This is a genomic window from Desulfovibrio sp. (genome assembly GCF_041907885.1).
GTDB lineage: Bacteria > Desulfobacterota > Desulfovibrionia > Desulfovibrionales > Desulfovibrionaceae > Desulfovibrio.
In genome coordinates this window covers 234622-256849 of the sequence record NZ_JAYRGM010000001.1, presented here as the reverse complement: position 1 = coordinate 256849, position 22228 = coordinate 234622, and the positions used below count along the sequence as shown (strand labels likewise).

16 protein-coding genes and 1 tRNA gene are annotated in these 22228 nt (G+C 56.2%); 10 read left to right on the top strand and 7 right to left on the bottom strand.

Translation table 11 applies throughout. The features are described from left to right. Positions 1–117: 117 nt before the first annotated feature. From ACE3NW_RS01060 to ACE3NW_RS01045, 4 genes are read right to left on the bottom strand one after another with little or no spacing between them, the layout of a single operon-like run. Positions 118–3114, bottom strand: a complete 2997-nt coding sequence (locus ACE3NW_RS01060; RefSeq protein ID WP_374279526.1) for a PD-(D/E)XK nuclease family protein — start codon at positions 3112–3114, stop codon at positions 118–120. Continuing rightward, a complete protein-coding gene (locus ACE3NW_RS01055) occupies positions 3111–6401 on the bottom strand; it encodes a UvrD-helicase domain-containing protein (protein WP_374279525.1) in 3291 nt (1096 codons plus the stop codon). The genes ACE3NW_RS01060 and ACE3NW_RS01055 overlap by 4 nt, the downstream gene beginning before the upstream one ends. A 9-nt stretch (positions 6402–6410) precedes the next feature. Beyond that, on the bottom strand, positions 6411–7715 hold the full coding sequence (locus ACE3NW_RS01050) for an ATP-dependent 6-phosphofructokinase (RefSeq protein ID WP_374279524.1): 1305 nt from the start codon (positions 7713–7715) through the stop codon (positions 6411–6413). Between the two features lie 13 nt (positions 7716–7728). Next, positions 7729–8289, bottom strand: a complete 561-nt coding sequence (locus ACE3NW_RS01045) for an HD domain-containing protein (RefSeq protein ID WP_374279523.1) — start codon at positions 8287–8289, stop codon at positions 7729–7731. A 193-nt stretch (positions 8290–8482) separates the two neighbouring features. On the opposite strand from ACE3NW_RS01045, the gene ACE3NW_RS01040 reads away from it, so the two are divergent. Both ACE3NW_RS01040 and metG read left to right on the top strand, forming a co-directional pair. Continuing rightward, complete coding sequence (locus ACE3NW_RS01040; RefSeq protein ID WP_374279522.1) at positions 8483–9547, top strand: stage 0 sporulation family protein; 1065 nt, start codon at positions 8483–8485, stop codon at positions 9545–9547. 24 nt (positions 9548–9571) lie between these two features. After that, on the top strand, positions 9572–11569 hold the full coding sequence (gene metG, locus ACE3NW_RS01035; RefSeq protein ID WP_374279521.1) for a methionine--tRNA ligase: 1998 nt from the start codon (positions 9572–9574) through the stop codon (positions 11567–11569). Between the two features lie 97 nt (positions 11570–11666). On the opposite strand, the gene ACE3NW_RS01030 is transcribed toward metG, so the two are convergent. After that, positions 11667–11858 carry a hypothetical protein gene (locus ACE3NW_RS01030; RefSeq protein WP_374279520.1) on the bottom strand — a complete coding sequence of 64 codons (192 nt, stop codon included), beginning with the start codon at positions 11856–11858 and terminating at the stop codon, positions 11667–11669. A 114-nt stretch (positions 11859–11972) separates the two neighbouring features. On the opposite strand from ACE3NW_RS01030, the gene ACE3NW_RS01025 reads away from it, so the two are divergent. The 5 genes from ACE3NW_RS01025 to ACE3NW_RS01005 all read left to right on the top strand — a co-directional run bounded on the left by ACE3NW_RS01025 (position 11973) and on the right by ACE3NW_RS01005 (position 14968). Beyond that, on the top strand, positions 11973–12770 hold the full coding sequence (locus tag ACE3NW_RS01025) for an undecaprenyl-diphosphate phosphatase (protein WP_374279519.1): 798 nt from the start codon (positions 11973–11975) through the stop codon (positions 12768–12770). Positions 12771–12836: 66 nt separating this feature from the next. Continuing rightward, positions 12837–12913 (top strand) — tRNA-Met (locus ACE3NW_RS01020). Positions 12914–13124: 211 nt separating this feature from the next. Continuing rightward, positions 13125–13391, top strand: coding sequence for a hypothetical protein (locus ACE3NW_RS01015; RefSeq protein WP_374279518.1), 267 nt, complete (start codon positions 13125–13127; stop codon positions 13389–13391). A 243-nt stretch (positions 13392–13634) separates the two neighbouring features. Then, positions 13635–13832 carry a hypothetical protein gene (locus ACE3NW_RS01010; RefSeq protein WP_374279517.1) on the top strand — a complete coding sequence of 66 codons (198 nt, stop codon included), beginning with the start codon at positions 13635–13637 and terminating at the stop codon, positions 13830–13832. 134 nt (positions 13833–13966) lie between these two features. After that, complete coding sequence (locus ACE3NW_RS01005; protein ID WP_374279516.1) at positions 13967–14968, top strand: GNAT family N-acetyltransferase; 1002 nt, start codon at positions 13967–13969, stop codon at positions 14966–14968. Positions 14969–15221: 253 nt separating this feature from the next. Here ACE3NW_RS01005 and ACE3NW_RS01000 read toward each other — a convergent pair whose 3' ends face one another. Both ACE3NW_RS01000 and ACE3NW_RS00995 read right to left on the bottom strand, forming a co-directional pair. Next, complete coding sequence (locus tag ACE3NW_RS01000) at positions 15222–16049, bottom strand: class I SAM-dependent methyltransferase (RefSeq protein WP_374279515.1); 828 nt, start codon at positions 16047–16049, stop codon at positions 15222–15224. A gap of 210 nt (positions 16050–16259) precedes the next feature. Beyond that, the gene (locus tag ACE3NW_RS00995) at positions 16260–17552 is read right to left on the bottom strand and encodes a dicarboxylate/amino acid:cation symporter (RefSeq protein WP_374279514.1); all 1293 of its coding nucleotides are present in this window, start codon (positions 17550–17552) and stop codon (positions 16260–16262) included. Between the two features lie 662 nt (positions 17553–18214). Here ACE3NW_RS00995 and ACE3NW_RS00990 point away from each other — a divergent pair. From ACE3NW_RS00990 to ACE3NW_RS00980, 3 genes are read left to right on the top strand one after another with little or no spacing between them, the layout of a single operon-like run. Beyond that, complete coding sequence (locus ACE3NW_RS00990; RefSeq protein ID WP_374279513.1) at positions 18215–19684, top strand: 30S ribosomal protein S1; 1470 nt, start codon at positions 18215–18217, stop codon at positions 19682–19684. A 14-nt stretch (positions 19685–19698) separates the two neighbouring features. Continuing rightward, entirely contained in the window at positions 19699–21126 is a 1428-nt protein-coding gene (locus tag ACE3NW_RS00985) for a DegQ family serine endoprotease (RefSeq protein ID WP_374279512.1), read from the top strand. 56 nt (positions 21127–21182) lie between these two features. Further along, complete coding sequence (locus ACE3NW_RS00980; protein WP_374279511.1) at positions 21183–22208, top strand: glycosyltransferase; 1026 nt, start codon at positions 21183–21185, stop codon at positions 22206–22208. Positions 22209–22228 lie beyond the last annotated feature (20 nt).

Sequence of the window (22228 nt, the reverse complement as noted above, 5' to 3'; positions counted from 1 at the left end):
TAAGAGGCATGCCGGTTGAACCATGTGATTTAAGGGGCATACCTGTGTTTGGCAGGAAGCATAGCTGGTAATGCCACAAGACGCAACAGCCTTGTTTAATATATTCATTTCGGCCCATTACCCTGCGCATAGCGAAGTATAAGGACACCAGTCGCAATGTTGGTCTGGCCGCGCCACAAAGGCGGGTGCGTGGTTCATGTGCAGCAGCACGAGCGAAAGCGCCGCATGGCAATAAGCAATGGCATCGTCAAGGTCATCGCCCACGAGCCCGCCAAACAGGGGATATTCCCGACCGGCATCCCGCAGTTCAACCAGGGCGGCGTCGCCCACCGAGCCATACTTGCTGCCCGCCGCCATGCTCACATAACAGGGCAGTTGCAGGCTGGGCAGCCGGGGGCGCATTTCTTCAAACAGGGTTTCCATGTCTTCAACAAGCTGACTGTCGATCGCTGCCGGCTGGGGGGCGCTGGCCAAACCAGCTGCGCCCTGGGCCATGCGCAGGGCCGTAAACAGATTTTCAACCCGCCGGAAAAAAGGAATATCGCCCCACAGGCTGCCATCGTGCTTTTTAAGGCTGCCCGTTTTATAGTCGAGAATGTGTACAAAGCCATCGCGCTCGTCAATGCGGTCCATAATGCCGGTAAAGAAGTATTCGCCGCCCGCCAGCGAGAGTGTTGCGTCCAGCGGATCTTCCAGAGCCAGAATCTTGGTTGATTCTGGCTGGTTATCAAGAAAACGCTGCAAGCGCACAGGGGTGGCTTCTTCCAGCATGAGGCAGCTGTCGGGCGGCAGGCTGCGGCGCAGATCGGCTTTTTCCAGTTCTTCGTAAAAGCACGCAAGCATGGTCGCCTTGCTGATGTCGCCCAGTTGCACCTCTTTGCCTATGTAGGGTGTGTACATGGCCCGCAGGGTATCGTGGATGCACGTACCCACGGCTGCTGGATCATCACCCTCGTTGACCTCCTGCGGCGATTGCAGCCCGCAAAGGTACTGCCAGGCAAAGCGCAGCGGGCACTGCTGGTACACGTCGAGCCGCGTTGGCGAAAGCTTTTTTTGCAGCAGGGCCAGCATTGCCGCATGCAGGGCCGGGGTGCGGGGCAGACTTTTAGGGGCGGCAGGCGCACTGCGCACCACACAGCGGGCAATGCCCAGCGGCTCCTCACCGGGGGTGATCAGGTGGCCACGGCGCTGTTCTTCTTCCCACAGCAGCTGTTCCACAAAACGGCTACGGCTTTTTTTGCCGTCAAACAGGGCAGAGCGGCTGATGCCCTCCTGCCAGAAAAAACGCACTTCACGCGCGCCAGCGCACAACCGGTAGAGTGTGTGCGCCGTGGCACGCTCGCGTCTGCGGGCATCGGGCAGGCCAAGCACCTGGCGGAGCGAATCGGGCAACAGCGGGTCTTGCGCCGGGTTACCGGGCAGCTTGTCGTCTGTGGCGTCCACGATGAGCACGCGGTCAAAGTGGAGCATGCGCGTTTCAAGCATGCCAAGCACCTGCAAGCCTGCCAGCGGCTCTGCTTCAAAGGGTACGCGTTCCTGTTGCAGTACCTGGCGCACAATGCCGTAAAGCACATGTTTGCCAAAGGGCGTCTGCGCAAGGCAGTTTTGCCGCAACACCGGGGCCGCATGGCGGGCAAGCCGGTACATGGCCTCGGCATCCAGCGGAAAATGCCGCCACATGTCGCCGCCGTTGCACAGTAAAAAATCACAGATGTTTTGCAGGCACAGGGCCACGGCCTCTGTGGTTTCGGCCTGCCCAAGCTGATGGATCAGAACATCCACAACCGATTCAAACAGTTGTTTCAGCGCCGCAGGCACGCCAGCCGTAAACTGTTGCACTGCCGCATTCAGATCCACAAAGCGCGCGCCCTTGCGAAGCTCTGCCACCACACGGCGCAGCACGTCGCGCAGATACAGGGGCGATCCACCATCATCCACCCGCAGCAGATTCAGGTAGGGATGGCGCAGGCACTGGAGCAGACTGCGCCAGTAATACCGGCCATCTTCAGTCCTGCCTTCCTGCAATTGCAGCAGGGCTTCGAGCAGGCGGTTGAGGGGCGAACGCTCCAGCGGGTAACCCATGGATACGTTGACATCCTTGTTGGGCAGATGGTGCAAAACGGGCATGAGCACTGCGCTGTCTGTGAGCACCACTGCGGTAGAAAGCCCGCCGGGCGCGGACATGGCGGAATCTGCGGCGGGGGCCGCCATTAATTCTTCATGCAATGCTTTAAGTTGTGAATGCCCGTCGTAGCCAGCAAAAAAAGATATTTTGGGCTTGTGCGCTGCTTCTTCCGATGTGGGTTCCACTGCCAGGCGCGCGCTGGCCTTCCACCGGCGCAGCCATGCGGCCTGTGATTCGCAAGCCCAGTGCGGGGCTGTCCCCTGGGCCAGCGCGGGGTCGGTGTGCAGGCATATCTGGCCGCCAGCCTGCCACAGCCTGTGCAGCAGGGCATCCTCGCTGCCGGTGAGCTGCGAAAACCCGGCCATGATCACGGGCCGGTCTTCACCCGGCACAAAAAACTGTGGAAGGGGGGCATCCTGCTCTGTAACCGCAAAGGCATCAAAGGCGGGGGTTGTCCAGCCGCGATGTGCAAGCTCTGCCACATAGGCCTTGCTTATGCGCCCCAATGCGCCCAGCAGGGCTGCGGCAGGGCCGGAGACTTCCTGCTCCACATGCGCAAGATCCACAGCCGCCACACGCTGCCCCAACATTTCTTCCAGCAGGTTTGAAAGCCGCATGCCCCAGGGCAAAAAGTGCTCCATCTTCATGCTGGCAAAGCGCATGGCAAGCGATTCATCATCCTGAGCCAGCGTTTTAACGCAATCGCGCAGCAGCGCCACCCTGTCGAGCACATTGGCCGTGTGCAGGGGAACCACACTTGTTTGTGAACGCCACGCCGAAATAACATCGGCCAGGGTCATGACCCGTGGCAGCAAACCCTGAAACCCCTCGTCGGCGTACAATTTGGTGAGGTAGCGCCAGGGCCGGTTGTGCGGCACGATCAGCAGGGTTGCGCCGGGCCGCCCCGTGCGGGAAGCTGCAAGAAAATTCTTGAGATCAGGCAGAAACGGGCGCTGCCACGGAAATATCAGAAAGGGCGATGCGCTCATTCTTGCGTCTCCTGCGCGGGCAAAAGGTCGCCGCAGCGTTCGGCAAGGGCCGAAACCCGCTGCGCCTCAACCAGCTGAAAGCGCCGTAAATCAAGGTATACCAGCAGGCCGCGTGCGCTGCCCGGCGCGCAGTTGCCGCTGGCCTCAAGGCAGGCAAGGTAGGTCTGCAACTGGGCCACATGCCCGGCCTCTGGCTGGCCGCTTTTATAATCGAGCACCAGCGGGCCCCAAGGCTCGTGTACAAGAAGGTCAACCCGCAAAAGCTGCCCCTCGGCATCCATAAGCGAATGCTCCGGCCAGCCGGTTTGCAGCCAGCGGGCCGCCTGCGGCTGCGAGGCAAACCATTGCAGGGCTGCGGCCGCATTGTCCCGCAGGGCAATCTCGTTCGGCACTGGCAGCGAAAAATGCCCCAGACCAAAGTTGAGCGCGGCCTGCGCATCCTCTTGCGGATTGCCGGTTATGTGCAGATGCTCAAGGCACAGGTGCAAAAAACTGCCCCGGTCTTCGCCCTTGAAGCTGAAACCCGCAAGCGGATTACGAAAAATCTTGAGGCGCGGCAGCCACTGCATGGGCCGCCAGTCTGGATCAAACGCATTGAGGGCCTGACCCGCAGCAGCACCGGGCAGTTGCGGCGCAACAGGCGGCGCAGCCAGCGCAGGGGCATCCTCACCAAAACCTTGTGCGGCCAGAGAGGCAGATTCGTCAGCGGGCAGATCCATTTGGGGCGCGTGTGCTTCACCCACAGCGTAGGGGGCATTGTACCCGGCCTCGGCCATCAGCAAATCCAGAGCATCGGTGGCAGAGCCGCGCCCGCCACGGGTGCTTGTGCGCAGCACATACAGGGCATCGCGCGCACGGGTAAAGGCCACGTAGAGCAGATGGACGTTTTCGCGGCACTGGCGGGCCATTTCTTCGTGATAGGGCGTGCCCAGGCTTTTTTTGTTGCTCACAACCATGCGCAGGCCATCGCGCTCTACCAGCACGGTGGAGCTGCCCATGCGTGCCCGCAGATCTGTCCACGGTACAATGACCACCGGGGCTTCAAGCCCCTTGGATTTGTGGATGGTCATAACCCGCACGGCATCCATGTTTTCGGGCATGGGCACTTTTTCTTCGCCGCTTTTTGCCCGCCAGTGCTCAAGAAAGGTGGGCAGGGTGGCAAGGCCTTTTTCTTCGGCGCTGTGCAGCACTTCCATAAAACGCCGCAAAAATGTTTCCGCCTCCGGGTAGCGCCGCGCCACATCCATACGGGCATACCATTCAAGCGTCATGTCGTAGGGGGTCATGAGGCCAGACTGGCTGTGAAAGGGCGCGATCAAACGCTGCCAGAGTTGCGGCCAGTGTTTTTTAAAACGCTGGAACACCGGCCCACGCCCCGATGACGCGCACCAGCCTGCAATGTCTTGCTGCGCCAGTTCTGCCGCTTCGGGGTGCTCGCGGAAGATGCTGCCGCACACAAAACTCATAAAGGCAACGTCGTCTTCAGGATTATCGAGAAAGGAGAGCAGGGCCACGGTTTGCACCACAAGGGGGTGGTTGGCAAGCCGCAGGCTGTTCTCTGTAATGACGGGAATATTTTCGTGTATCAGCCTGTCGGCCACCAGAGTGGCCTTGTCATTGCTGCGCACAAGTATGAGCACATGGGCCCAGGGATGGCCGGGCTGGATATCCTCGTGCAGCAGGGAGCACAGGCGTTCAAGCACGTCATCGTTCAGGGCATCCGCATCCAGTGAATGGATGGTTTCAACATGCACAAGCCCGCCCTCAAGGGCGCTCTGCGGGCATTGCTGCTTCGTGCCTTCAAAGGCCCGGGCAAGCCCCCTGGCGGCCTCCTTGCATATTTCTGGCGGTGTGGACGAGGACAGAAGGGCGGTCATGACCTGCAAGGCCACATCCTGCTTTGCCAGCGGGCCAAAGATGCCGTTGTTGTGCTGCACGATCTCGCGGCGGCTGCGCCAGTTGTAGGGCAGATTGTCGCGCTGGCTGTCTGGCGCAAGCGCGGTCAGGCCCTGATCGTCAAACACGCCGTCAAAAAGTTCCGGCTCGCCGCCCCGCCAACCGTAAATGGACTGCTTTACATCACCCACCCAGGTAAGCGAACCGCCACGCGAAAGGGCTTCTTCGAGCAGGGGGCGCAGGGCATGCCACTGTTCGCGGCTGGTATCCTGAAATTCGTCCACCAAAAAGTGCGTGAGGCGCGAGCCCATGCGGCACAGGGCTTCTGGCACGCCGTTTTCGTTTTCGAGTACCTGACGCGCCTTGTGCGGTATGAGCAGGCCGGGCAGGCTGCCCTCTTGCTGCTGGTTTGAGCTGAAAGCCTCTACCAGCATGCGTGCCAGCAACAGCACAGGGGCTAGCCCCAGCGCCTGCCGCAGCATGGTCGCAGTTTCAACCAGCACGCAGGCCGCGCGGGCAAAGGCCTCGTAAGCTTTTTGCACATGGTCGCTGACCACGGGCTTTTTTAAAAACAGTTCTGAGGCACTTTCTTTGCTTAAAAATGCCGAAGATTTGCACTGTTTATTGATAATGGCCGTTACAGCGGCAAGGGCGTTTTTGTTAAAATTCAGCCCCTCTGCAAAGGCAATGCTTTGAAAATTGCTGGCATGGGTTTCAGCCAGGGTTTCCACCTCGTTCAGCCTGTTGCGCAGGCTTTCCTCGGACGAAACATTGTCAAAACGCCCCAGCAGCACATCGTCCAGCAGGCCGCGCAGCTGGTTGAGCAGCTTTTCGCCCGCCAGAAAACCAGAGCTGTTTTCGCGCCACGCAAGGGCCCGGTAAACATCGCGCAGCAGATCGCGCATGACATCGTTGCCCTGCCACGCCTGTTCAAGCAGGGCATCAAGGTAGGGCGTAAGCACTTCTTCTGTGGCAAATACCGGCTGAAAATCAGGGTGCAGATCAAGCTCAAGGGCAGCAGCGCGCACAATGAGGTGCAGCAGGCTGTCGATGGTGCGAATGTTGAGCGCGCCCATGTCGCGCATAATCACATCTACCCAGCGGGCGGCCTGCTCTGGCGAAAGCGGCAAGCCGTCTGTGGCCTGCCCCAGGGCTGTGCCCTTGAGCTGCCGGATAACGCGGTCGCGCATTTCTGCGGCTGCGGCATTGGTAAAGGTGATGGCGAGAATATCGCCCCAACCGCCAGTGCCGCCAGACGAAAGGACGCAGGCCGAGGATGCGGAAGCGCTGAGGGGCGGCCCGCTCTGCACCAGCCTTTGCAGAAAACAGCGTGTCAGTTCATAGGTCTTGCCGGAACCGGCAGAGGCCTTAACCTGTCTGAGGTGCTTCATGCTGCCAGCTTACTCCGGGGGCAGCATGCCTTGCAGCATGCCCTGACCGGTTGATTCAAGCACGGCGCGCCACAAATCCGAATAGATATTGAGCTTGCGGCGCTTGCGGGTAACAAGTTCAAGCGGCAGATGAACATAGCGATCCTGAATTTTGCCCACAACCATGTCGGTGCGGCCAGCCATGGCGGCGTGTACGGCGTACTGGCCCAAAAATCCGCAATAAACCTTGTCGTTGGCATTGGCCGGAATAGAGCGGATAATATAGCTTGGGTCGATATACTTCATGGAATGCTCAATGCCGCGTTTGCCAAGGTAGCTGCTGATATTTTTGCGCAGCAGATCGGCCACATCGCCCAGCACCGGGTTGCCCGAGGCATCCTTGCCCGTGTGGCTTTCCATAAGGTGCTGGCCCGCGCCTTCGGCAGCAACAATAACGGCATGCCCGCGAGAGCGCAGCCTTTCTTCCAGCGCAGGCAGCAGGCCGCCCTCGCCCTCAAAGGCAAAGGGAGCCTCTGGAATCAGCACAAAGTTCACTTCTTTAAGGGCAAGCGCCGCGCGTGCGGCAATAAAGCCCGATTCGCGCCCCATCAGCTTGACCAGCCCTATGCCGTTGGGCACGCCGCAGGCCTCGGTATGGGCGCATTCGATGGCCTCGGTGGCCTTGAATGCGGCAGTTTCAAAACCAAAAGACTGCGGGATGAAGTTGATATCGTTATCAATGGTTTTGGGTATGCCGATAACAGAAATCTTGAGCCCCCGCGACTGCACCTCGCTGCTGATGGCAAGCGCGGCCTTCATGGTGCCATCACCGCCAATGACAAAGAGCACGTTGACATTGCTGCGCTCAAGGGTATCGACAATTTCTTCCGGCGACTGCGGCCCGCGCGACGAGCCAAGCATGGTTCCGCCAAAACGGTGGATATCGGCCACGCTTGAAGGCGTAAGCTCAAAGGGAGCGTGCCCGTACTTGGGAATAAAGCCCTCAAGCCCATAGGCAATGCCCAGAATGGAAGGCACGTTGTAGGCATGGAAGGCTTCCATGACTATGGCGCGGATAACGTCGTTGATGCCGGGGCAGAGGCCGCCGCAGGTAACTATGGCGCACTTGGCCCGCGTGGTGTCGAAATACAGTTTTTTGCGCGGGCCAGCCGCCTCAAGGCACACACTGAAGGGCGCGCCCACTTCTTCCGACAGTTCTTCATCCACAACTATCTGCACGGTCTTGTTGTCGGCCCATGTGCGGTAGGGCAGAACAGAATCAAGCTTGCAGGGGCCAAGTGTGCGAATTTCCGTTTGCAGCGAGCATTCTTGCATGTTGCGCCTCTGGCTATTTGCTTAGACCGAGTTCGGCAGAATGGGTGCGCATGGCCTCGATGGCCAGAGAGAGAAAATCATCAAGTTCAAGCCCGGCTTCGGCGCACTGGCGAATATTATCGCGGCATACGCTGGCGGCAAAGGCTTTGTCCTTCATCTTTTTCTTTATACTTTTTACTTCCATGCCCTCCATGCCGGTGGGCCGCATCAGGGCTGCCGCAGAAATAAGCCCGGTAACGGTTTCGCCGCAGCGCAGGGCGTAATCAAACCGGCAGGACGGAGCGCCTGCGCCGTTCATTTCGGCATTATGGGCGCGAATGGCGGCAAGGGCTTCGTCGGGAAGCTGGCCAGCCAGCATATCAGCGGTATCAAGCCCATGGCGGGCAGGATTTTCGGCAGTGGTGGGGTAGTCGAGATCGTGCAGCAGGCCGGTGAGGCCCCACAGGTCTTCATTTTCGCCAAAGCGCACGGCAAGGGCACGCATGATGGCCTCTGAGGCAAGGGCATGTTGCAGCAGTGAGGGTGGTGTGTTGTTTTCGGCCAGCAGATCAAGGGCCGCTTGACGTTGTATCATGGCAATTACTCCCGTATGCTCAAAAATGTAAATCAGGCAACCCTGCTTTGCAAGCCGCTGTCACAAAAACGTCTCTTCTCCGCGCGGCCCCAGCCGTGGCCGCAGCCGCAGCCCAGTTGACAGCACGGCATTAATGACGGAAAAGAACCTTTTCAGAATTCATTTTCTACTACCTTTGCCGAAGCGACTACTTATGCCCATATATGGCCTCCGTTTCAGAACGCTTGGACAGACAAGCTATTATTGCGGCCTCCCCGGCTTCAAAAGGGGAGATCATGTGCTTATCGAGGCCGAACAGGGGCAAACCCTGGCCGAGATAGTATCTGGCCCGGCAGAACATCTGCCCGGTCAGATGGAACAGGAGCTGCCTTCCATTTTGCGGCACGCCAGTTCCGAAGACATCCACCGTGGCGAAGCCAACGAGCAGATGGCGCGTGAAGCGCAGCAATTCTGCCGTCAGTGCATACGCGACCGCAACCTTGATATGAAGCTTGTGGATGTGGAAGTCTTTTTTGACCGCAGCAAGCTCATCTTTTACTTTACCGCCCCCTCACGCATTGATTTTCGCGACCTTGTCAAAGACCTGGTGCGCGAATACCGCGCCCGTATCGAGCTGCGCCAGATCGGCGTGCGCCACGAAACGCAGATGGTGGGCGCTGTGGGCAACTGCGGCATGGTGTGCTGCTGCCGCCGTTATCTGCGCAAGTTTGCGCCGGTGACCATACGCATGGCAAAAGAGCAGAACCTCTTTTTGAACCCGGCTAAGATTTCGGGCATTTGTGGCCGCCTGCTGTGTTGCCTCTCTTACGAGCAGGACAACTACGACCACTTCCACCGCATGTGCCCCCGCCTTGGAAAAAAATACCAGACAGACAAAGGCCCCATGAAGGTTTTGCGGGCCAACATGTTTCGCAATTCTCTTTCTGTGCTCACAGAAAACAACGAAGAAGTGGAACTGAGTCTCGACGACTGGCAGGCGCTTTCGCCGCACCGGCCAGAAGCTCCCCAGGGTGTGCAGCAAAAGCAGCCGCCCAAGGGACCAGTGGGCGACAGCCTGCTGGTGGTTTCTGCCACGCCAGACACCCTTGATTCTCTTGATTTTATGGATGAATTCCGTCAGGACGAACGCGATGCACAGGCCGACGAACCCGCTGCAGCCGAACCGGGCGAGCGGGGCGCTGGTGCAGATGCTCAGGCAGAGCCTGGCAAAAGCCGCCGCAAACGTCGCCGCAAGTCGCAGCGCCCCGACCACGAGTAGCCAACAAAGCCTACGGAGCCTTGAGTGAACAGCTTTTTCATCACAACGCCCATCTACTACGTTAATGCCAAGCCCCACCTTGGGCATGCCTATACCACTGTGGTTGCCGACGCCATGGCCCGCTACCACAAGCTCATCGGCGAGGATACCATGTTCCTCACCGGCACGGACGAACACGGCGACAAGATTGTTCAGGCTGCGGAAAAGGAAGGCAAGACGCCCAAGGAATTTGTGGACGCCATCAGCGCCCGGTTCCGTGCCCTGTGGCCCCAGCTCGATGTGGCCAACGACCGCTTTGTGCGCACCACCGACCCGGAACATATCAAGGCCGTGCAGGCCTTTTTGCAAAGGGTCTACGACGCGGGCGACATCTATTTTGGCGAATTTGGCGGGCATTACTGCTACGGCTGCGAGCGCTTCTATACAGAAAAAGAGCTGGAAAACGGCCTGTGCCCCCAGCACCTGACCAAGCCTGAATTTATCAGCGAGAAGAACTACTTCTTCCGCATGTCCAAATATCTGCCCTGGCTCAAGCAGCACATTACCGACAATCCCTCATTTATCCGGCCCGAACGCTACCGCAGCGAAGTGCTGGCCATGCTGGAGTCGGGCGCGCTGGAAGACCTGTGCATCTCGCGGCCCAAGTCGCGCCTCACCTGGGGCATTGAGCTGCCTTTTGACAAGGATTACGTGTGTTATGTGTGGTTTGACGCACTGCTCAACTACATAAGCGCCCTGGAATGGCCCGATGGCGATGCCTTTAAAAAATTCTGGCCCGGCGAACACCTGGTGGCCAAGGATATTCTGAAGCCCCACGCCGTATTTTGGCCCACCATGCTCAAATCTGCCGGTCTGCCGCAGTACGAACACCTGAACGTACACGGCTACTGGCTTGTGCGCGACACAAAAATGTCAAAATCACTGGGCAATGTTGTGGAACCCAGCGACATGGCACAGCGTTTTGGGCCCGATGCCTTCCGCTATTTTCTGCTGCGCGAAATGCACTTTGGGTCTGATGCCAGCTTTAGCGACGAGGCCCTTGTGGGGCGCATCAACGCCGACCTTGCCAACGACCTTGGCAACCTGTTCAGCCGGGTGCTTTCCATGACCGCCAAATATTTTGGCAGCCGCGTGCCCATGCCTGCGCAGTTGCAGGAAGACGACAAGGCCATTGCCGACCTGTGTGCAAACTCCATGCGCAATTTTGTGCAGCTTTTTGGCAACGTGCAGTTTGCGCAAGGGCTTGAATCGCTGTGGGAACTTGTGCGTGCGCTCAATAAATATGTGGATACGCAGGCCCCGTGGGCGCTTTACAAGCAGGGCAACATGGAGCGCCTCGCCACAGTCATGTACGTGATGCTTGCGGCCATGCGCAAAACCGCGCTGTGCCTCTGGCCTGTCATGCCCGTGGCTTCGGGCAAAATGCTGGCCCAGCTTGCCCAGCCCGTGCAGGAGGGCATGCCCCCTGTTGGCAATATCGAAGACGAGCTCGGCCATTTTGACGGCCTTGAACCGGGCCTTGTGGTGGCAGAGAGCTCCAACCTGTTTCCGCGCATTGAGGTAAAGAAAGAGGGCGCGCAGGAAAAGGAACCCAAGCCCCAGAAAAAGGCGCAGGAAAAGAAGCCGCAGGAAAAAACCGCCCCCAGCACGGCAGCAAAGCCCGCCGAGGCGGATGCCGCAGCCACCGCAGCCAAGCCCAATGTGGAATTTGACCAGTTCAAGGCTCTGGATCTGCGGGTTGGCACGGTAAAGGTGGCAGAAAAGCACCCCAACGCCGACCGCATTCTGCGGCTTGAAATTGATTTTGGAGAGGGTGAGCTTCGCCAGATTCTTTCTGGTCTGGCAGAGCACTATGCGCCTGAAGATTTGGTGGGCAAAAGGGTGTGCGCTGTGCTCAACCTGGCCCCGCGCAAAATTCGCGGGCTGGTTTCGCACGGTATGGTGCTCACCGCCGGTTCAGACAGCGCGCTGGGCCTTTTGGCCGTAGACCGCGACGTGCCCGACGGCAGCGAAATTGCCTGATTTGTCTAAATAATGCGGCGTCGCGCCTCTTGCTCAAAGAAGCGCGACGTCTGCGCAGGCCCGCAGGCATACTGCGAAGGCAGCCAATGCTGGCTGATCAGTTGGCCTTTGCCTGCTCCTCGCGGAACAAACGCTCAAGAGCGGCTGCGTCAAGCGGGGTAAGGTTAAAACGCATGCCTGCCTCGTCAAGCAGGGCAGCCAGGCTTTTGCCGGGTTGCAAAGCCCGCTGTTCTGCCAAAAAGGCAGCGGCTTTACGCACAAGTTCGCCTTGCGGCATAATGGTTGTCATGGAGATATCCTTTTTTGTTCACCCATAGCCGTTGTGCCGTCTTTTGGCAATGCTGCGCCCTTGCTGGGCAAAACATTCCTCAGTCGGCGACAGCATAGCGGGCCAGAGGGTTTTATGGACAATTTGTTTACTGCGCTGATTCTGAGCATCGTTGAGGGCCTGACGGAGTTTTTGCCCGTTTCATCCTCTGGACACCTGATTCTGGTGGGCGATCTGCTCAATTTTTCGGGTGAAAAGGCCGCCACCTTTGAAGTGGTTATTCAGCTCGGTGCCATCATGGCCGTTGTGGTGCTGTACTGGAAGCGCTTTTGGGGCCTTGTGCGGCCCCAGCCCTACGTGCGCTTTGCGGGCATGCGGGGCATCATGCTGCTTATTCTTACATCGCTGCCCGCCAGTGTGCTGGGGCTTTTGCTGCATTCAACCATCAAAACCTACCTTTTTCGCCCCGTAACGGTTTTGGGCGCTCTGGTGGTGGGTGCCATTGTGATGATTCTGGTTGAACGCCGCAAGTTCAAGCCCTCGTATATTTCGCTTGATGACATGACCCCAAAGCTTGCTCTGGGTATTGGCTGTTTTCAGTGTCTTGCCCTCTGGCCCGGATTCTCGCGCTCGGCATCGACAATCATGGGGGCCATGCTGCTTGGTTCCAAGCGTTCGCTGGCGGCAGAGTATTCGTTTATCGCCGCCGTGCCCATCATGGTTGCCGCCACCGGCTACGACATGCTGAAAAGCTGGCATCTGTTCAGCTCTGCCGATATTCCCTTTTTTGCGGTGGGTATGATCGGCTCGTTTTTGGCGGCCCTGCTGGCTGTTAAGGTTTTTATCCGCCTGATGGGGCGGCTTACGCTGGTACCTTTTGCCATTTACCGGCTGCTGATTGCCCCCTTCGTATATTATTTTATGGTGAACTAAAAAAAATGCTTGCCAAGGTGCGACAAATTTTATAAATAAATCGTCGCGCTAACGAGGCGCAGACACGGCAAGGTAGCTCAGTTGGTCAGAGCATGCGGTTCATACCCGCAGTGTCGGGGGTTCAAATCCCTCCCTTGCTACCAGTAAATACAGCACATAACGTGCTAAATATATAAGGCGCTCATGCTTTCTGTTGATACAGGAATCATGAGCGCCTTTGTTTTGTTTGTCGATGTTTTTGATGCCGCTATGCCGGGACTTTGAGGTAGAGCCCCAAAGAGCCGGTATAGCCCAAAAGGACTTGATGAACAGCTAAACTTGGCATACTATCAGTAAAACAATATAGGAGATAGTATGGAAAAAATACACGGCGCAGTTATCAAGGAACAGGGTGTCACCTTTGCCATCGTTGTTGTCAAAAACCATGTTTTCAACACACCTGGCAGCAGAGATGAAGCTGCCAATGCATTTAGCGTCTACTTTTCCGACATGCCAATTATTCTCATGCGGCAAGATTCACAGGGAACGCCAGAATATTTTGGCCGAAAAGATATTGTTAATTTTTTAAGCAATATCGATCCTGCACGCATCCCCTGGCAAGAGTATACATTCAATAGCTAGCATTCTCGGCATTATTCATAGGGCGGAGGGCAGTCCCCAAGGAGGGGGCTGCCTCCTCTTTTTTCAGAATCCGTGCGTTAAGGACGATTATACAAATCTGGCAGCGCCCGAGAAGTATAAAACCTTGGGTTTTGCGCTCCTGTATTGTTTGTGTCGCATAATGCTCAATTTCCAATCATATTGATAATAATTATGATGCGTGCTAATTTTAGAATCATCCACGTTTGCACTGGGGGCATAAATATGAAAGAAAAAACCGTTTACCGCTGCAAGCGCTGTGGTGATGTTTTTTATTGCCCGACAGGATTTGTGGACGAAGTGATCTTTAAATTCCGCCTGCTTTTTAAATTGCTGTGCTGCCCCAGGTGCGGCAGCACCCTGATTGATGAAGAGCAGTACCTTGAAGAAAAGAAGAAGCGGGATTCTGCGACAAAGGACTGACTGGTCAGTTTTGTGCTGCCGCAGCGGGCCCCAATCATTGTCGTAATACCCTTAAATCAACTTTCATTGCGTTTTTATGCTTTTGTTGCGCAGTGCGCATGGCATAGACGCCTTGTTATTGCCCGGTTGAATACATGCAGTTTATAAGTTTGCCCCACAACGCCAAGCCGGAGCAGTACGACACCTGGCTGCAAGCCGCCCTGCACGGCAGCCATACAGACCCTTTCTGCTGCACGCCATCGTGGCAGCTGGCCTTTCATGATGCTTTTGGCCCCAAAAGACGGCTCTTGATAGCCCAGGCAGAGGGCAGTGTTATTGCCTTTGCCGAAGGCCTTGTTTCAGCTGACGAAATCTACATCACACCGCTTGAGCCTTCGTGGTTTTTTGGCTGCCCCCTGCTGGGTGACGCAGCCCCGCAGCTTTTTGCCGAAGCAGTACATTTTTTTGCAAAAACCTACGCGCCGAACTTTCCCAAAATTCTGGTGGGGGGGCTTGGGCCGGGGCTCACCTATGTGCAGCAGTTGCTGAACAAAACAGGCTTGCAGCTTCAGGCGCATTTGGTAAAGGCCGGTATTCAGGGCTCTGCCTCGCTTGCGGGCGGGCTCGATGGCTTTCTTTCGCGCCGCTCAGCCAATCTGCGCCGCAATCTCAAACGGGCCACCTTAAAAGCGGCAGAACATGGCATCTACTACCAACGTGTGCTGCCCGCCACTGCCGAGGAAGCAAAAAGCACCTACACCCGCATGATCGCCGTGGAGCGCACCAGCTGGAAGGGCATTGACCACTGCGGCATGGCCGAACCCGGCATATGCGATTTTTATGCATTTTTGCTTGAAAGGCTGGCCCCGGAAAAGGGGGCCAGGGTGATCTTTGCCCGCCGCGATGACAAGGACGTGGGTTTTATATTTGGCGGTCTGGCGGGGCAGGTGTACCGTGGGCAGCAATTCAGCTACGCGCACGATTGCCAGGCTTTGTCGCTCGGCAACCTCATGCAGATCGAAAAAATACGCTGGCTTTGCGAGGAAGGCGTGCAACGCTATGACATGGGGCCTCTCGATGGCCCAAAGATGCAATATAAATCGCACTGGACAGAAACGGCCTTTCCTCTCAGAACCTGGCTGATCGAAAAGAGCTAGACGGGCAGGGGGGCGATGCACGGGCAAAAGCGGCCTGCGCTGGATGGTTCAGCAGTTTGGCCAGTTGGCTGGCCGGTAATCTGCCACCTAGTCTGGCCACCTGGTCTGGCCAGCAATCAGCCCTGTGGACAGCCTTTGTTTTGGCCTGATATCTGCCTGATGACTGGCCCCCGATTCTGGCCTGATTCTGACCATAAATCTGGCCACATGTCTGGTTAATCTGGCCCAGTTTTACCGCCCCTGCATGCTGCGCCTATGATCTGGCGCTCCAAAACAGCAGGGCAACCCGCGACTGGCCCTGTTCGCGTATAACTCCATTATTGCTCATGTGACGCAGCCTGTCAGCAATGGCAGTCTGTTGTTCTTCCGTAAGCTGCCCACTATTGTTGAAGTGGCGCGTGTACATCAAGATGGCCTCGTCCAGCGCACATTCAGAATCCCACGAACGTTCCCAATATTCCACTTCGGGATAATACCCCTGAAGCCAGAGAATATTGAAGGCGCAATAAAGCCCCCGGCGTCTCATTTCATCGTGTTTGTCCTCGCCCGCAATGGGCGCAAGCGCGCGCCGTACAGAATTGTCACCCGTCACCTGAGTGAGAAGGCAGCAATGCCCCGCCGAAGCTTCGGTCATTTTATTGAGGGTAGAGCGGTCGTAAATCGCAGGGGTGCGCGAGGCAAATACAAGGTTAAAACGCTTTTTCCAACCCAGTTCTTCCAGATCAGCCGCTGCCCAGTCCAGCACCCTAAAACTGGCATTGCCCACGCTGGCCTCTGCGGCATTGGCAGTGGCGCACTCGATCATGCCGGGGGCGATATCGCAGCCTTCAACGTTACCAGCCAGTTGCGCAAAGTCGAGAGCGTGCCTTCCTGGTCCACAGCCCACATCAAGCACGGCGCTTTGCCCGTCAATACCTGCCCGTTTGGCAATCTTGGCAACAAGGGCCTGCCGGTAGGCGCTTGAATCCGGCTCGTTGCCGTGCGCGTTAAACGAGCTTGCGCGGCGGGTCCAGAAATCTGCCATATCAGAGCGGTCGGGTTGCCTATCTGCCCAGTAAGCGTCAAATATGCTGGTATCCATACATTTTCACCTGCTTGTATTTGCCATGCAGCAAAACACCACTCAGCACATACGCAAGCCTACAGCGAGATGGGGCGAGAATAAAGAAAAATCGCCTGCTGGCGCGTGGCTGACAGACGAATCAGGAGTTGGATTGGTTGGCGGGAATTGAAAAAATCTGCGCCCGCCAGACAATTTTCTACAGGCGGGCACAGATTTTTGAGGGATTTGCTAGGGCTGCACTGCGGGCACAGCCTCACCTGCTTGTTTTTTTTGATCCAGAACCTCGTTGAGCTTACCAGAATCAAGGTTTCCAGTAACTTTTGAGATAAAGATGGTGGCAACGCCGTTGCCTACCAGGTTGGTAAGGGCGCGCGCTTCAGACATGAAGCGGTCGATACCAAAGATAACGGCGATACTTTCGGGCGGGATGCTGCCAACCGAGCTTAGCGTACCGGCAAGCACGATAAAGCCGCCGCCGGTAACAGCCGCCGCACCCTTGGACGAGATAAGCAAGATGCCCAGCAGCACCAGCTGATCACCAAGGGGCATGGGGGTGTTGGTGGCCTGAGCCAGAAAGATGGCGGCCATGGTCAGGTAAATGGCCGTACCGTCCAGGTTGAACGAGTACCCGGCAGGGATGACCAGGTCGACCACGCTCTTGTTGCAACCGGCTTTTTCCATTTTGCGCAGCATGTTGGGCAGCACAGATTCTGAAGAAGAAGTGCCAAGCACAATGAACAGCTCGGAGCGGATATAGCGCAGGAACTTGAAGATATTGAACCCGCAGCTAAAGGCAATACTGCCCAGAATGAACACCACAAACAGAATGCTTGTGACGTAAAAACACACAATAAGCTCACCCAGCACAAGAACAGAGCCAATACCCTCCTTGCCGATGGTAAAGGCCATTGCGCCAAAAGCGCCGATGGGGGCCACATGCATGATGATGCCGATGACCTTGAACAACACTTCAGAAAGGCTCTTGATGAGGTCAAAACACAGCTTGCCCTTTTCGCCGCTGTAATTCAGGGCAAAGGCAAACAGAATAGCCACCAGCAGTACCTGCAAAATCTCGCCACTGGTAAAGGCCGAAACAAAGGTGTTGGGAATAATATTAAGGAAGAAACTGACAATATTATTGTCTTTGGCCTTGCCGGCGTATTGGGCGGCAATGTTCTTGTCGGCGGCGTTGAAGGTGCTTACGTCAACATTCATGCCCGCGCCGGGCTGGGCCAGGTTTACCACCACAAGGCCGATGGCCAAGGCCGTAAGGGTAATAACCGTAAAATAAACAAGGGCCATACCGCCGGTTTTGCCAACAGCCTTGATGTCCTTCATACCGGCAATGCCGGTAACAACTGTTGAGAAAATCAGCGGTGCGATGATCATTTTGATCAGGTTGATGAAACCCTTGCCCAAGGGCTGCATTTTAACGGCCAGTTCAGGATAAAAATGCCCCAAAAGAATGCCTATGAATATGGCAATGAGAACCTGAACATACAAAATATTCAAATACTTCATAGCTGTTATCCTGGCTGTTGGCCTTATAATGTCTTGTTATACAGCATATTCCCTCATAAATTTTTACTAATACTGCTTGAAGCAATATTATAAATATTATTTCCTCCTTTATTGCAGAAAAATATATTTTCTCTGGTTATAAAAAATTTTCTTCTTTTAAAATATAACTACAAGAAAACTTCTTAACAATTGTCAAAAAAATATTTTAATTCATTTATTGCCTACAAATAAATGAATAAGCGTTGTTTAACATAAACTGATTGCTCATTCTACTTGGGAACAACATGCAATATAAAGCATCAGTCGAAAAGTGCTATAGCAAAACATGCGATTAAAAAGCAATAAAATTATTTTTTTAACATATGCTTGTTCATGGTATTGTTTGTTTACACAGTATAATAGAAAATAGTAGCTAACAGTGTGTCATGTAAAATTATAAATATTATTGCATCCAAGCCTTGCCTGAAAACAAGACCTACAGGATGAGTCCACATTTTTTTTGAGCGGTGTGATCAAAAAATATCCACCTGTATAAATTTGATTCAGGGGCCCAGCGGCAGCCTTCAAAAACATGGCTCAAAAAGACAATTGTTTTCCTTGTGCGGATGGCGTAATATAACGGACTTGAGCAATAAGCCCAGCTTGTAAGGAGCAGGAAAACTATGACCGAGGACAAGATCGCAACCTCCATGTCGGAGGAAGGCGCTGAGGATTTTGCCGCCATGCTGGCGGCCCACGAAACCGCATCCAGCCGTTTGCAGCCCGGCCAAAAAGTGACCGGAACTGTAATTGCCATTACCGGCGACAGCGTTTTTGTGGACGTGGGCATCAAGGTTGACGGCATCATTGACCGCAAGGACATTCTTGACGCTGAGGGCAATGAAAGCGTTAAGCCCGGCGATAGCCTCGAAGCGTGGGTGACCGGCGTTTCTTCGCAAGAGATTCGCCTTTCCCGCTCCATGAGCGGCAGCGGCGTGGCCGCGCTTGAAGAAGCCCGCGATGCGGCAGTTCCGGTTGATGGCCGCGTAACCGCCGTGTGCAAGGGCGGCTATACTGTTGACGTGCTTGGCAAATCGGCTTTCTGCCCCGGCAGCCAGATCGGCGTTGCTGCGACAGAAGACGCAACCGCGCTTGTGGGCCGCAGCATGCAGTTTCTGGTTATCCGGGTTGAAAACCGGGGCAGAAATGTTGTGGTTTCGCACCGTGCCATTATTGAACGCGAACGCGCCGAACAACTTGACGCACTGCTTGAAAGCCTCAAGCCCGGCGATACCGTTGAGGGCAAGATCACGCGTTTTGCAGCATTTGGCGCATTTATGGAACTTGCGCCTTCTGTTGAAGGCATGATCCACCTTTCCGAGCTTTCCTGGTCGCGGGTGGGGGCTCCTGACGAAGCCCTGACGCTGGGCGACACCGTGCGCGCCAAGGTTATCTCCATCAGCAAGGACAGCAAGGGCCATGTGCGCATTTCACTTTCGCGCAAGCAGGCCGAGGGCGACCCCTGGCAGGACGTGGCCACACGCCTTGAAGCCGGCGCGGTTGTTTCCGGCAAGGTTGTGCGCCTGGCTCCCTTTGGCGCTTTTGTGGAAGTGCTGCCCGGCATTGAAGGCCTTGTTCACATTTCTGAAATGTCGTGGACCAAGCGCGTGGCCAAGGCCGAAGACGTGCTGACTGCCGGTGATACCGTTTCGGTCAAGGTTAAGGAAATCAACCTTGAAAACCGCCGTATCTCCCTGAGCCTGCGCGATGCCGAAGGTGACCCCTGGAAGGAAGCCGCCCAGCAGTTTGCCGTGGGCTCCACGGTCAACGGCACGGTTGAAAGCCGCACCCCCTATGGCCTGTTTATCACGCTGGCGCCCGGCATCACCGGCCTGCTGCCTGCCGGGGTTATCAAAAACTCCAAGCAGGGCAAGCAGTACAGCAAACTGGACAAGGGCGATGCCGTTACCCTGACTGTACAAAATTTGGACACCGCAGCCCGTCGTATCAGCCTGGCCCCCGAAGGCGAGCAGCCTGCCGAACCGGCTGAAGACAAGGCCTGGAAGCAGCATGCAGCAGCCGGAAGCTCCACCGGCGGCTCTGGAATGAACATCATGGCACAGGCTTTGCAAAAGGCTCTGAAAAATAAGTAACCAGGAGCTTTTCCATGATGATAAAAAAATGTCTTGCAGCCATGCTTGCCGTGACCTTTCTCGCGGCATCGCAGCTTGCCCAGGCAGTTAATCTGCCCGATTTTAGCGATCTTGCGGCCAAAAGCGGCCCGGCGGTCGTGAATATCGGTACGGAAAAGAAGGCCAGCGGCAACAGCCAGGACGATCTCATGGGGGAAATGTTCCGCAATATGCCGCCAGGATTCGACAAGTTTTTTGATCAGTTTGGCGGCAAGCGCGGTGGCAAGCGCCCCCAGTCGAAGCAGAAGTCTCTGGGGTCTGGCTTTATTGTCTCCGCCGATGGCTATATTGTTACCAATAATCATGTGGTTGCCGATGCGGATGTTATTCGCGTAACCCTTGACCAGAGCAACGGCAAGAGCGAACCCGTAACAGCCAAGCTGGTTGGTGCGGACGAAGAAACCGACCTTGCCCTGCTGAAGATTGAAACCAAAAAAACCTTGCCTTTCCTTTCGTTTGGCAATTCTGACGAACTCAAGGTGGGCGAGTGGCTGCTGGCCATTGGCAACCCCTTTGGCCTCGATCATACGGTGACGGCGGGTATTCTTTCGGCCAAAAACCGCAACATACACGCTGGCCCCTTTGATAACTTTCTGCAAACGGATGCGTCCATCAACCCTGGTAACAGCGGCGGCCCGCTGCTCAACATGGCCGGTCAGGTCATAGGCATAAACACGGCCATTCTTGCCAGCGGGCAGGGCCTTGGTTTTGCCATACCCAGCAACATGGCCGCCAAGATTGTTGACCAGATCAAGTCGGGCAAAAAGATCAGCCGTGGCTGGATTGGCGTGGGCATTCAGGATGTGGAAGAAAACACCGCCAAGGCACTGGGCCTCAAGGAAGCCAAGGGCGCACTTGTGGGCAACGTGATGGAAGGCGAGCCTGCCGCAAAGGCTGGCATGAAGGACGGTGACATCATTGTTGCCGTAGACGGCAAGGCCATTGACGATGCCGCAGCCCTGCTGCGTGCCATTGCCGACAAGGCCCCTGGCAGCAAAACGGCTATCACGGTGTGGCGCGATGGCAAGACCACCGACCTTACGGTGACCCTTGGCGAGCGCAAAACCAACCAGTCTGCCGACCAGAATGACAAGGATCAGAAGCAGAAGAATGAAGGTCTGCTGGGTATCTCTGTCCGTCAGCTTACGGATGAAGAACGCCGTGACCTCAAGATAGAAAAGAACGAAGGCCTGCTGATTATTGACGTAAACCCTGACAAACCCGCTGCCGAAGCCGATCTGCGGCCTGGCGACGTGATTCTCAAGGCAAACCTCAAGCCGGTTCGCAGTGCTGCGGAACTGTCCAAGATCGTCAACGACGAGGGCGCTGCGCGCGGTGCCGTGATGCTGCAAATCTCGCGGCGTGGCGATGTGTACTTCCGCACAGTGAGCCTGGGCAAATAACAGGCATCAAACATTCGGGCTGCCTCTCTAGCGGGGGGCAGCCCTTTTTTTTATCCATGAGCTTACGCATACTCTGCATGGGCGCGCCACTGCTGGTTCCCGCCCTCAACCGTCTAGGGCACCGCACGCTTACCGTCCACCCCGGTTCGCACGCGGATTTACCCACCCCACACCCCTATACCGTGCGGCATCTGCTGCAACGCCTTGAGGCTGCCGATTTCAAGCCGGACGCCCTGTTTTACTGTGACGATGGCAACATGCCCCAGCTGCTTGACCCGCAAAATGTGCCGTGGCCTGCGGTGCGCTATTCCATCGATACCTACTGCAATCCCTGGCACATTCCCTATTCCTGGGGTTTCGACGCCACCCTTGTGGCTCAAAAGGAATATGTGGAGCTCTTTTCGCAAGAGGGCATGGCCGCACAGTGGTTTCCGCTTTTTTGCCCGCAGTTTTCGCCCGCCGAATCAGATTTTGACGAGCGCGATATTCCCGTAAGCTTTGTGGGAACCCTGGGGCACAAAAACAATCCTGACCGGGAACCTTTTCTCAAGGCTTTTCGCGCACAGCAACCGCTGGTTATTCTTACCGGCGATTATCGTCCCATTTTTGGGCGCAGCCGCATTGCCCTGAACCAGACCGCAGCCTCCGAAGTGAATTTTCGTTGTTTTGAGGCCATGTCTTGCGGCGCGGCTCTGTTGATGGAAACCTGCGGCAACGGCCTTGAAGAGCTGTTTGCCCCGGAGCAGGAGATTCTGCCCACTTTTCCGCGCAACGATGCGCGAGCGGCGGCAGCCATTGCGGCCAGTGCGCTCGCCCAGCCGCAAATGCTGGCCGATGTGGCCAGTGCGGGCAGCAGGGCAGTGAGGCAGCGGCATACCGACACCGTGCGCGCCGTGCGGCTGACCCAGATTTTGGCCGAGCTGTGCGCAACCCACGCGCACAAAGAACGGCTTGAACAGTCGCTTGAAAAAAGATCTACCCTCATAAGGGCGGCCTACGGCATACTTGCCAGCGAAATTACCGACCCCAATCTGCAACAACACCGCGAATTTTTTAAAAAATTGTGTCTTAACGAAGTCTAGGGCCCGATCTGCGCGAGTAC

What these genes read in the sequence shown, in the direction of transcription:
- ACE3NW_RS01050 (WP_374279524.1), bottom strand. Translation starts at nt 7,715, where the DNA reads ATGCAAGAATGCTCGCTGCAAACGGAAATTCGCACACTTGGCCCCTGC.
- ACE3NW_RS00985 (WP_374279512.1), top strand. Translation starts at nt 19,699, where the DNA reads ATGATGATAAAAAAATGTCTTGCAGCCATGCTTGCCGTGACCTTTCTC.
- ACE3NW_RS00980 (WP_374279511.1), top strand. Translation starts at nt 21,183, where the DNA reads ATGAGCTTACGCATACTCTGCATGGGCGCGCCACTGCTGGTTCCCGCC.
- ACE3NW_RS01045 (WP_374279523.1), bottom strand. Translation starts at nt 8,289, where the DNA reads ATGATACAACGTCAAGCGGCCCTTGATCTGCTGGCCGAAAACAACACA.
- ACE3NW_RS01040 (WP_374279522.1), top strand. Translation starts at nt 8,483, where the DNA reads ATGCCCATATATGGCCTCCGTTTCAGAACGCTTGGACAGACAAGCTAT.
- ACE3NW_RS01000 (WP_374279515.1), bottom strand. Translation starts at nt 16,049, where the DNA reads ATGGATACCAGCATATTTGACGCTTACTGGGCAGATAGGCAACCCGAC.
- ACE3NW_RS01030 (WP_374279520.1), bottom strand. Translation starts at nt 11,858, where the DNA reads ATGACAACCATTATGCCGCAAGGCGAACTTGTGCGTAAAGCCGCTGCC.
- ACE3NW_RS01005 (WP_374279516.1), top strand. Translation starts at nt 13,967, where the DNA reads ATGCAGTTTATAAGTTTGCCCCACAACGCCAAGCCGGAGCAGTACGAC.
- ACE3NW_RS01025 (WP_374279519.1), top strand. Translation starts at nt 11,973, where the DNA reads ATGGACAATTTGTTTACTGCGCTGATTCTGAGCATCGTTGAGGGCCTG.
- ACE3NW_RS01015 (WP_374279518.1), top strand. Translation starts at nt 13,125, where the DNA reads ATGGAAAAAATACACGGCGCAGTTATCAAGGAACAGGGTGTCACCTTT.
- ACE3NW_RS01060 (WP_374279526.1), bottom strand. Translation starts at nt 3,114, where the DNA reads ATGAGCGCATCGCCCTTTCTGATATTTCCGTGGCAGCGCCCGTTTCTG.
- ACE3NW_RS01010 (WP_374279517.1), top strand. Translation starts at nt 13,635, where the DNA reads ATGAAAGAAAAAACCGTTTACCGCTGCAAGCGCTGTGGTGATGTTTTT.
- ACE3NW_RS00995 (WP_374279514.1), bottom strand. Translation starts at nt 17,552, where the DNA reads ATGAAGTATTTGAATATTTTGTATGTTCAGGTTCTCATTGCCATATTC.
- ACE3NW_RS01055 (WP_374279525.1), bottom strand. Translation starts at nt 6,401, where the DNA reads ATGAAGCACCTCAGACAGGTTAAGGCCTCTGCCGGTTCCGGCAAGACC.
- ACE3NW_RS00990 (WP_374279513.1), top strand. Translation starts at nt 18,215, where the DNA reads ATGACCGAGGACAAGATCGCAACCTCCATGTCGGAGGAAGGCGCTGAG.